The sequence below is a fragment of the Nocardiopsis sp. TNDT3 genome, from assembly GCF_003427465.1.
Taxonomy (GTDB): Bacteria; Actinomycetota; Actinomycetes; order Streptosporangiales; family Streptosporangiaceae; genus Nocardiopsis; species Nocardiopsis dassonvillei.
In genome coordinates this window covers 1-8179 of the sequence record NZ_QPFC01000794.1, presented here as the reverse complement: position 1 = coordinate 8179, position 8179 = coordinate 1, and the positions used below count along the sequence as shown (strand labels likewise).

Genomic DNA, 8179 nt, shown 5'->3' with positions numbered 1-8179 from the left:
GAGTCTGCTCCCCGCGCACGCGGGGATGGTCCCAGAGGTCCGTCCGGGTCAGCAGGGTGTTTGCCCTGCTCCCCGCGCACGCGGGGATGGTCCAGCACGCCGACGCAAAAGCCCTGGAGATCGGCCCTGCTCCCCGCGCACGCGGGGATGGTCCCTCATCGAGGTCATCGAGACCCAGAGCGTCCAGCTGCTCCCCGCGCACGCGGGGATGGTCCCGCCTGGTCGGTGATCGTGGTGGGGGCCAGCCCCTGCTCCCCGCGCACGCGGGGATGGTCCCCACTGGGCCAGGGCGGCGCGGTGGGCTTCGGGCTGCTCCCCGCGCACGCGGGGATGGTCCCGGGTGCGTCTCGGCGGACTCCCGGGCGTCCTGCTGCTCCCCGCGCACGCGGGGATGGTCCCGGTCGGCGCCTGCGGGGCTGGAGTCGGGGCGGCTGCTCCCCGCGCACGCGGGGATGGTCCCCTCCGCCCTTGTGGCTCCACTCTCCCCAAAAGCTGCTCCCCGCGCACGCGGGGATGGTCCCCCTCCGAGCCACACGGCGGCCTCTTCGTGGCGCTGCTCCCCGCGCACGCGGGGATGGTCCCCGGGTCGCGATCCGCGCGGAGGAGCGCCTGATCTGCTCCCCGCGCACGCGGGGATGGTCCCGACGCTGATCTCGGCGAAGGCCAGTTCGACGCCTGCTCCCCGCGCACGCGGGGATGGTCCCTTCCTCCAGGAGCTCGCGCAACCGACTGCGCCCTGCTCCCCGCGCACGCGGGGATGGTCCCGGGGAGGCGGGGATCTCCTATGAGGGCGGATCCTGCTCCCCGCGCACGCGGGGATGGTCCCCAGCGGCCACACAGGGCGTCGCGAAGGGGGTGCTGCTCCCCGCGCACGCGGGGATGGTCCCTGGCCCGGCATGTACGCCGACTCCCTGGAGGACTGCTCCCCGCGCACGCGGGGATGGTCCCCGTCCTTCGGCGTGGGTGGAGGTCACGGTGTCCTGCTCCCCGCGCACGCGGGGATGGTCCCGCCGCCCTGGTGTCGTCGCTGCAGGGCTTGCACTGCCCCCCGCGCACGCGGGGATGGTCCCTCCACGTCCAGGATTGCCTGGAGGGCGGAAATGCTGCTCCCCGCGCACGCGGGGATGGTCCCTACACCGCCGAGGGACACAACGCCCTTTTCGACTGCTCCCCGCGCACGCGGGGATGCCCCCAATGGCTAGCTATGCAGTCAAAAGAGAAGGGCCGCAGCGCGGGCAAGGTTTAGGGCCCGAACCAACCGGCTCGGGCCCTAAAAATGAATATGTACGGCCAAAGATCTAACCCGTTCCTCGCGCTGCACCGTTCGGCATGAGTCGGCTCGTAAAGCCTTCTCGGCACAGGCGGTCGTACGCCTCCACCACCTCCGACGGCACCGTCTGCTTGATGAGGAAACCCTGGTCCGGATAGATCAGAATCCGCTGAAGAGTCCCAACAAGCATGTCAATGACCAGGTGTGCGTCCCCGATGCCATCAACGTAGTCCTCGAAAGCCACAGGGTCAGACGCACTGATGACCTCAACATCGGGCCAGAACTTGCGTGCCGTCGCCCACGCGCGCCGCTCCTCGTAGGGCTTGCTGACCAGGAGGATCGAGTCGACCTCAACGCCTGCGCTCTCGATGACTGCGCGAGAGAAACAGATGTTCTCGCCCGTGTTGCGTGCGTTCGGCTCCACCAACACAGCTGAGTCGGGCACTCCCAGTTCCAATGCCCGATTCCGGTAATGAACCGCCTCACCAAGTGGCATCCGGTGCTCTGTCGTAGGGCTTGTGGAGCCGGTGAAGACGATCAGCGGGATCATTCCCCGGTGGTAGAGCTCGACGGTCGTATCGGCCACCCCCAAGTCGTGACTACCGAGCCCAATGGCCACCGAGCACGGTCGAAGCTCGTGGTGCATGCGGTGGAAGCTCCAGAGGCATTCGGCGTCCGACCAGGCCTGCTTCGAGATCACAGCTCATCCTTTCTGTCACTCGCCGAGTCGGGGACCTTGAAGTCGTAGACCCACGCGAAACGCGATGCTGCGTGCACCCCGATCGCGAACTCCACCACGGTGCCGTCCGCCGTGAACGTGGTCCTGTGAAGCTCCACCACATGCTCACCGGGCAGCAGCAAGAGCTCTTTAGCTTCGTCCTGGGTCGGGACCCGTGCGAACAGTTCTTCCCGCATGTGGTCAATCTCGTAACCAGCCTCGTACAACACGCGGAAGCCACCACCGCGACCAGCAGGGCCCGGAGCCGGGTCGACCAGACGTGTCCCCTCCACATGCTCAGGCCGGTAGTAACTGGTCAGAGTATGTGTCGGCTGACTGCCTTCCTTGACTAGGCGCGCCCGGGCATAGACCTCGGAACCGGCTGGCACGCCGAGAGCCTCCGCGATAGCCGGGGGCGCTTTAACCAGTTCGACGGTCTGGGTCTGCTCGTTGCGGCGGTAGGCCCGATCCGAAGCCACACGGTCAGCGATGAAGGCCACCTCATCGCCATCGCGCCACTTGGCCTTGTCGTACCGCTCGACTCCGATGCGCTTGAGCGGAAGCCGCGGCCGGACCACCGTCCCATGGCCACGGGACGAAGTGACCAAACCCTCGGCCTCCAACGCCTTGTATGCGGCGTGCACGGTCGCTTTGGAGCCTTCCCCCGCGTCAACGAGCTCGCGTATATGCGGCAACTGATCGCCAGGCCTGTACTCGCCGCTCTTGATGCGATCCGCCAGTCGATCGGCCAGATCTCGCCACTTCGGCGCCATGTAGGGCTCCTCTCTACCTCTCCAGAAAACCACAGTCTTAGGACTGTTGACAGTCCTAGGACTGTGGTGCATCTTAGTCGTAGTTGCCCGCAGTCCTAGGACAGCAATCATGTCGGTCCAGGGTTTGCGGTTCGGCGACAGCTCTCGGCCTGGTGATCGAGGGCTCTCCAAACTCAACAGTGAGCTTGCCCCGACTCCATCCCGAGCTTCCAAGGGACGACGACGGGCAACGGCCACGGCACCACGGTGCTCTGCCTCACCAGGCGGTACGGAATGGCCGAGCAACACCCTGCATCCCTGGGGTGCCTGTCCTGCCACTCCCCGGCACAACACGGGAGAGGGACACGGCAGGGACCACCCGGGTCCACACACGAACAAACCGCACGTCACGAAACAGGGAGCCCCGCACCGGATGCGACCCGGGCGGGGCTCTGGCACACCCACACAACGGGAGTCCTGCAGATGCGCACCACCATGATGCCGCCCCGCGAGCGGGCCGACACCCCCAACGTCCTGGACGTGGCCGCCCTGGCACACGTCATCGACCACACCACCGACCCCGACCTGTTCGCCCCGGCCCTGTCGGGCGAGACCACCGAGGAGCTGGCGGCCCGCCGGGCGGCCGCCGCCGACATCCTGGACGACCTCCTGACGGAGGCCGCCGACGAGTTCGCCGTCACGGGGTGGTTCGTGTGACCCCCGAGATGCTGCCCGCGGTCATCGCGACCGCCGTCGTGGTCCTGGTGCTCGTGCTGGGCCTTCTCCGGCTCCGCGCCGCTTACCGCAAGGTCCGCCGCACGCTTCGTCGTTGGGGCCGCACCCGCCTGGTACTCGCCCAGGTCACGCACCGCCGAAAGGGGAACCTCCGTCGTGGCTGAGCTGATCTCGCTGTTCGCCTTGCTTCTGACCGGCGCGCTGGTCTGGCTGATGATCGGCGTTCCGATCGTGGAGCGCCGCGCGGACCTGGAAACCCTGCGCAAGCTGACCGGTAAGGGGGCCCGTCGTGGCTGAGGACCGCGTCCCGCTGACCGCCTACATCGACGAGACCCGCGCCGAGCTGGCCCGCGCGGACGCCAAGGCGTCCATGCTGACCGCGCTCGGGGGTGCCTCGCTGGCCGTGCTCTCGGCCGGACCGCTGCTGACCGGCGACAGTGCCGCGCACTGGTTCACCCGGGCCGGAGCGCTGCTGCTCGTGCTCGCCCTGGTGGTGCTGCTGGCCGTGGTCCGCCCCCGCATCTCTGGCGCTCCGTTCGCCCGGATCACCGCCGACCCCGAGGGCTGGAAGCCCGAGACCACTCGTGACCGCCTGATCAACCTCGCGGGGGTCGCCACCAAGAAGTTCCGCCGGATCCGCCTCGCTGTCGACCTGCTCATCGCCGCTGCCCTCGTGATCGGGGCCGGTCTCGTCTGGATGGGAGCCACCTCGTGAACCTGCGCAAGAAGAACGAGGCCGCCGACGTGGTGGCCGACCTCAAGGCCCGAGTGCAGGACGCCAAGGCCCTCCAGTCCGTGGCGGACCAGAAGCTGTTGGCCGACCCTCGCCTCAACCCGACCACGCGCGGACAGGCCGACCGGCTCCTGTCGGAGCGGCTGTCGACCGGCCTGGAGATGGAGCACCGCCGGGAGCTGCGCTCTGTCCGCGAGACCGACCGCCGCGCTGAGGAGGCCGTCCGGGCCGCCGCCGCAGTGGACGCCGCCCGCGCCGCGACCGACCCGGCCTACACGGTCCTCGATCTCGTGCGATCCCGGACTCGGTTCTCGCGGCTGTGCCTGGGTGCCTCGGTCCTGCTCTCGATCGGATCCGCGATGGGCCTGGAGGCCGCCGTCACCGAGCACTACACGACCGCGCCGGACGGCATCGGCTACCTCGCGGAGGTCGCGCTGACCGGCATGTCCACGGCCGCGATCATCTGGGCCGGGAAGCTCGCCGCTGCCAGAGCGTTCCCTGAAGGCCGCGCCCGCACCGCCCTAGTGGCGCTGATCGCGGTGCCGCTGCTGATCTCCATCGTCGGGTCCACGATCGGGTCCGGCCCGGTCGGGGCCGTGGCCTCCCTGGGAGCGGCCGCGTTCTCCGCGATGGCCTACCTGGTGGCCACCACGTCGGCCGCCGCGATCGAGGGCCTGATCGCGCGGATCGACGGCCGCACCACGGTGACCGAGGTCGCCGAGGACCAGGAGGAGAAGGAGCGCCGGGCCGCTCCGGCGCCGCTCCCGCGCCTCGCCGACCGCGACCGCGACGCCCTGGAGGTGGTCGGGGAAGAGCTGGCGGAAGAGGTCGACGACTACCTCCGCGACCAGGACCACCGGGCGGACGGCACGTCGTCCACCCTCGTCATCCCCCGGGGGGACGACGGCGCGACCGGCGATATCCACCCCGCCACCGAGGAGGATGGCGACGCCCCCGGGAGCGCTCCGGTCCCGCTGGCGTCCGCCGCCCGACAGCGTTCGGCGGACGCGTCCCAGCGGGTCCGCGACTACTACGCCACCCACCCCCACGCGCCCGTGAAGACGGCCGCACGGGACCTCGGGATGGACGCCAAGACAGTCAGGAAGTACCGCCCGGTGGGGGGTGCGTCGTGAAGCCCGTCAAGCACCGCCCGAAGGTGCGCCGCTGGCGCGAGGAGACCAGCCAGGGAGAGGCGTGGTGCTACGCCGTGTCCTGCCCGTGCGGCGAGGAGTTCGACGAGCACTACACCAAGCGGCTCGCGGAGTCGGACAAAGCCCGTCACCTCATCGACGTGGCCCCGCCCGTGAGCGAGCGGTGCCGCGACCCCAAGAAGCACCGGATGCAGTCGCACGACCGGTGCCCCGTCTGCGCTGACCAGCTCGTGTTGCCCGGCTTCGAGGAGATCGCATGAACCACCCCCGCCTGTTGATCCAGTTCCGTCTGCCCGTCCTGCTGGCCCGGGTCGCCCACGGCACCCGCCACATGAACCCGATCGACCTGACCTTCCGCGTAGTGCTGCTCGCGGCCTGCCTGGTGGTGGCCACCTGGATGATCCACCGCGGCGCACTGGCCTGGCCCCTGGTGGTCGGGGTCGTCGGCTCGCTCAGCCTCGCGCTCGACGCCGTGGAGCTCTACGCCGCCGGTGCGCTGTGCGACGACCTGGCGGAGCAGGAAGAGGACCGGTGAACCGCCGCACTGACTGGCGCACCCGCCTCGCGGCGGGTCTCGCCTTCTGCGACCACCTGCTGTTGCACGCGGACTCGTTGATCTCCGCGTGCCTGGACATTCGCCCGCTGCACCGGTCCCTGGGGCAGGCCCTGGGCTGGCTGGGCCGGGGCTGGCGCGAGCACCTGGACCGCACCCGGGTGCGCCGCTACGGCCCCGGCCGGGGCGTCATCGCCGTCGTCATCAACCGCCCAACCACGAACGAGGAGACCCACATCCATGGCTGAGGCCGCTCCCACCGAGCGCTCCGAGCTCAAGCGGATCATGAACGACCTGGAGTCCATCCAGTTCGAGACCGGATCCGACATCCGCAAGTACACCGAGACCGTCCGCAAGCTGAGCCGCGCCCTGGCAGTGGAGCTGGACTTCTCCGCTCAGGAGCTGGAAGCGGCGCTCAAGGAGATGCCGCCCGGGTCCGGGGTCTCGCGTCTGGCGATGAAGCGCAAGGCCCGCTCGGTCGCCCGGCACCTGCGCCGCGCCGCTGAGGGTCAGCGGGTCGTGGGTGTGGAGGCCGTCCGCACCTGGGGCAGCCTGCGCAAGCACTTTGAGTACCTGGTCAAGAAGCGCCCCCGGCGCAAGACGCTCGACCTGTCCGCCTAACCGAACTCAATCGCGGGGGCCGCACTGAGCGGCCCCCGCCCGCACGCGAAAGGAAGAGAGATGGCTCGCACCGAGCTGGTGTACCGAGGGCGGGACGAGGACACCGACAAGAAGCGCCCGGCCCGCCCGGCCTGGGGCGACTACATTCGCCCCTGGGTCGCCGCGCCCGCTCTGATCCCGGCGGGCTTCCTCACGCACTGGATGTGGGTTGACCTCGGGTGGGGCACCGGCCTGGCGGCCGCCGCCATCGCGGCCGCGGGCGGGGTGGTCACCTACGCAGCGCACCGCCTGACCGGGGCGCGCACCTGGTACGCGCACCACATCTCCACCGCCATGACCGGCGGGGCCGCCGCCTGGCTGGCGCTGGCCACCGCGTTCGGCCCCGGACGTCCGCTCATGGACGTGCTCCTGATCGGCGGGGCGGCCGGGGCCGCGATCGCGAACGTGCACCTGTGGGCCCGCTCGCAGGGGGCCGGGGAGGCCGCGCCGAAGAAGGGCGCCGGCCGGATCCTGGCGACCTTCGAGGAGGTCGCGGCCAAGCTCGACTTGCGCAACCTCAGGGCGCGCCTGCTCAGCGACACCGAGATGCAGCAGCGCCACGAGCTGACCCTGGAGAACGGCGAGACCGCCGAGTCCTTGCAGAACCGCGCGAAGGAGCTGGCGTCCGCCTACGGGGTCGCGCCGGGTGCGATTCGGGTGATCGAGGACCAGGGCCGGGCCGACCGCGCGGAGCTGGTGATCACCAAGCAGGACGTCATGGGTCGCCTGATCCCGTGGCCGGGGCTGAACCCGGCGCACGTCGGGGCCTCGATCGCGGACTATCCGCTGCACCTGGGGACCTACGAGGACGGCGAGCCCTTCGAGGACCAGGTCACCAACCGCCACAGCCTGACCGTGGGCATGGCCGGGGCCGGGAAGTCGGTGTACGGCAAGGTCAAGATGGTGCAGATCGCGGCGCGCCGCGACACCTTCACCCTGGCCATCGACCTGGCCAAGGGACGCCAGACCCTCGGTCCGATCGAGGGCGCGATCGGCTGGCCCGCCTACACCAAGGCCGACGCCCGTAAGCAGCTCGCCGCGGTCAAGCGCGCGATCAAGGCCCGCGCCAACCACCTCGCGGACGCCGGGCACGCCCAGTGGGTGCCCGGGTGCGGGCTGACCTTCCTGCACATCCTCGTGGAGGAAGCCGCTGAGGTGGTCGACTTCGACGAGATCGTGGAGGTGGCCCGGGTCGCCCGGTCGGTCGGCATCCACCTGGAGCTGAGCCTCCAGCGGGCCACGTGGGGCAACCTCGACACCGACACCCGCGCCAACCTCGGTGACGGGCTCTGCTTCGGAGTCCGCGACCACGCGGACGCGACCTTCGTCCTTCCGGACTACGTCACCGACGCCGGATGCGACCCCTCGCGGTGGCGCAAGTCCAAGTCCGGTGCGGTCTACGCCGCGATCGAGCACGTGGACCCCGACCGGCACGTCGTGGCCGCCAAGATGTTCGGCCCGCCGACCACCAACCCGGCGGACGAGAACAAGGTTTTGAAGGCAGCCGCCGACTCCCTTCCGGACCAGGACGCAAAGCTCGACGCCGTGACCCGGCAGGCGTTCGGCCCCGAGTACGCCGCCTACCTCGAGACCCGCCCCGGCCGCCC

The 8179-nt window shown here is 70.1% G+C and carries 12 protein-coding genes and 1 CRISPR repeat array; of the genes, 10 read left to right on the top strand and 2 right to left on the bottom strand.

Annotated features, from left to right (window positions below; genetic code table 11):
- Positions 1-4: 4 nt before the first annotated feature.
- A CRISPR array of direct repeats spans positions 5-1193; the repeat unit is 29 nt; unit sequence CTGCTCCCCGCGCACGCGGGGATGGTCCC.
- A gap of 105 nt (positions 1194-1298) precedes the next feature.
- Both DQW06_RS19475 and DQW06_RS19470 read right to left on the bottom strand, forming a co-directional pair.
- On the bottom strand, positions 1299-1970 hold the full coding sequence (locus DQW06_RS19475) for a YdcF family protein (RefSeq protein WP_117199063.1): 672 nt from the start codon (positions 1968-1970) through the stop codon (positions 1299-1301).
- The gene (locus DQW06_RS19470) at positions 1967-2761 is read right to left on the bottom strand and encodes a GntR family transcriptional regulator (RefSeq protein ID WP_117199062.1); all 795 of its coding nucleotides are present in this window, start codon (positions 2759-2761) and stop codon (positions 1967-1969) included. Before DQW06_RS19470 ends, DQW06_RS19475 begins: the two co-directional genes overlap by 4 nt.
- A gap of 462 nt (positions 2762-3223) precedes the next feature.
- Between DQW06_RS19470 and DQW06_RS19465 the strand changes: the two genes are divergently transcribed.
- The 10 genes from DQW06_RS19465 to DQW06_RS19425 form a co-directional block, all read left to right on the top strand.
- Complete coding sequence (locus DQW06_RS19465; protein ID WP_117199061.1) at positions 3224-3457, top strand: hypothetical protein; 234 nt, start codon at positions 3224-3226, stop codon at positions 3455-3457.
- Positions 3454-3639, top strand: a complete 186-nt coding sequence (locus tag DQW06_RS19460; RefSeq protein WP_117199060.1) for a hypothetical protein — start codon at positions 3454-3456, stop codon at positions 3637-3639. The genes DQW06_RS19465 and DQW06_RS19460 overlap by 4 nt, the downstream gene beginning before the upstream one ends.
- Entirely contained in the window at positions 3632-3772 is a 141-nt protein-coding gene (locus tag DQW06_RS29280) for a hypothetical protein (protein WP_013155437.1), read from the top strand. Before DQW06_RS19460 ends, DQW06_RS29280 begins: the two co-directional genes overlap by 8 nt.
- Positions 3765-4190: a Pycsar system effector family protein gene (locus tag DQW06_RS19455; RefSeq protein ID WP_117199059.1), complete on the top strand. Its 426-nt coding sequence runs from the start codon at positions 3765-3767 to the stop codon at positions 4188-4190. The genes DQW06_RS29280 and DQW06_RS19455 overlap by 8 nt, the downstream gene beginning before the upstream one ends.
- On the top strand, positions 4187-5341 hold the full coding sequence (locus DQW06_RS19450) for a hypothetical protein (RefSeq protein ID WP_117199058.1): 1155 nt from the start codon (positions 4187-4189) through the stop codon (positions 5339-5341). The genes DQW06_RS19455 and DQW06_RS19450 overlap by 4 nt, the downstream gene beginning before the upstream one ends.
- The gene (locus DQW06_RS19445) at positions 5338-5619 is read left to right on the top strand and encodes a hypothetical protein (protein WP_117199057.1); all 282 of its coding nucleotides are present in this window, start codon (positions 5338-5340) and stop codon (positions 5617-5619) included. The genes DQW06_RS19450 and DQW06_RS19445 overlap by 4 nt, the downstream gene beginning before the upstream one ends.
- On the top strand, positions 5616-5894 hold the full coding sequence (locus DQW06_RS19440; protein WP_117199056.1) for a hypothetical protein: 279 nt from the start codon (positions 5616-5618) through the stop codon (positions 5892-5894). Before DQW06_RS19445 ends, DQW06_RS19440 begins: the two co-directional genes overlap by 4 nt.
- The gene (locus DQW06_RS19435) at positions 5891-6160 is read left to right on the top strand and encodes a hypothetical protein (RefSeq protein ID WP_117199055.1); all 270 of its coding nucleotides are present in this window, start codon (positions 5891-5893) and stop codon (positions 6158-6160) included. The genes DQW06_RS19440 and DQW06_RS19435 overlap by 4 nt, the downstream gene beginning before the upstream one ends.
- Complete coding sequence (locus DQW06_RS19430; RefSeq protein ID WP_117199054.1) at positions 6153-6533, top strand: hypothetical protein; 381 nt, start codon at positions 6153-6155, stop codon at positions 6531-6533. The genes DQW06_RS19435 and DQW06_RS19430 overlap by 8 nt, the downstream gene beginning before the upstream one ends.
- Positions 6534-6593: 60 nt before the next feature.
- The coding region (locus DQW06_RS19425; RefSeq protein WP_117199053.1) for a hypothetical protein at positions 6594-8179 on the top strand (1586 nt) is incomplete at its 3' end.

What these genes read in the sequence shown, in the direction of transcription:
- DQW06_RS19470 (WP_117199062.1), bottom strand. Translation starts at nt 2,761, where the DNA reads ATGGCGCCGAAGTGGCGAGATCTGGCCGATCGACTGGCGGATCGCATC.
- DQW06_RS19465 (WP_117199061.1), top strand. Translation starts at nt 3,224, where the DNA reads ATGCGCACCACCATGATGCCGCCCCGCGAGCGGGCCGACACCCCCAAC.
- DQW06_RS19440 (WP_117199056.1), top strand. Translation starts at nt 5,616, where the DNA reads ATGAACCACCCCCGCCTGTTGATCCAGTTCCGTCTGCCCGTCCTGCTG.
- DQW06_RS19430 (WP_117199054.1), top strand. Translation starts at nt 6,153, where the DNA reads ATGGCTGAGGCCGCTCCCACCGAGCGCTCCGAGCTCAAGCGGATCATG.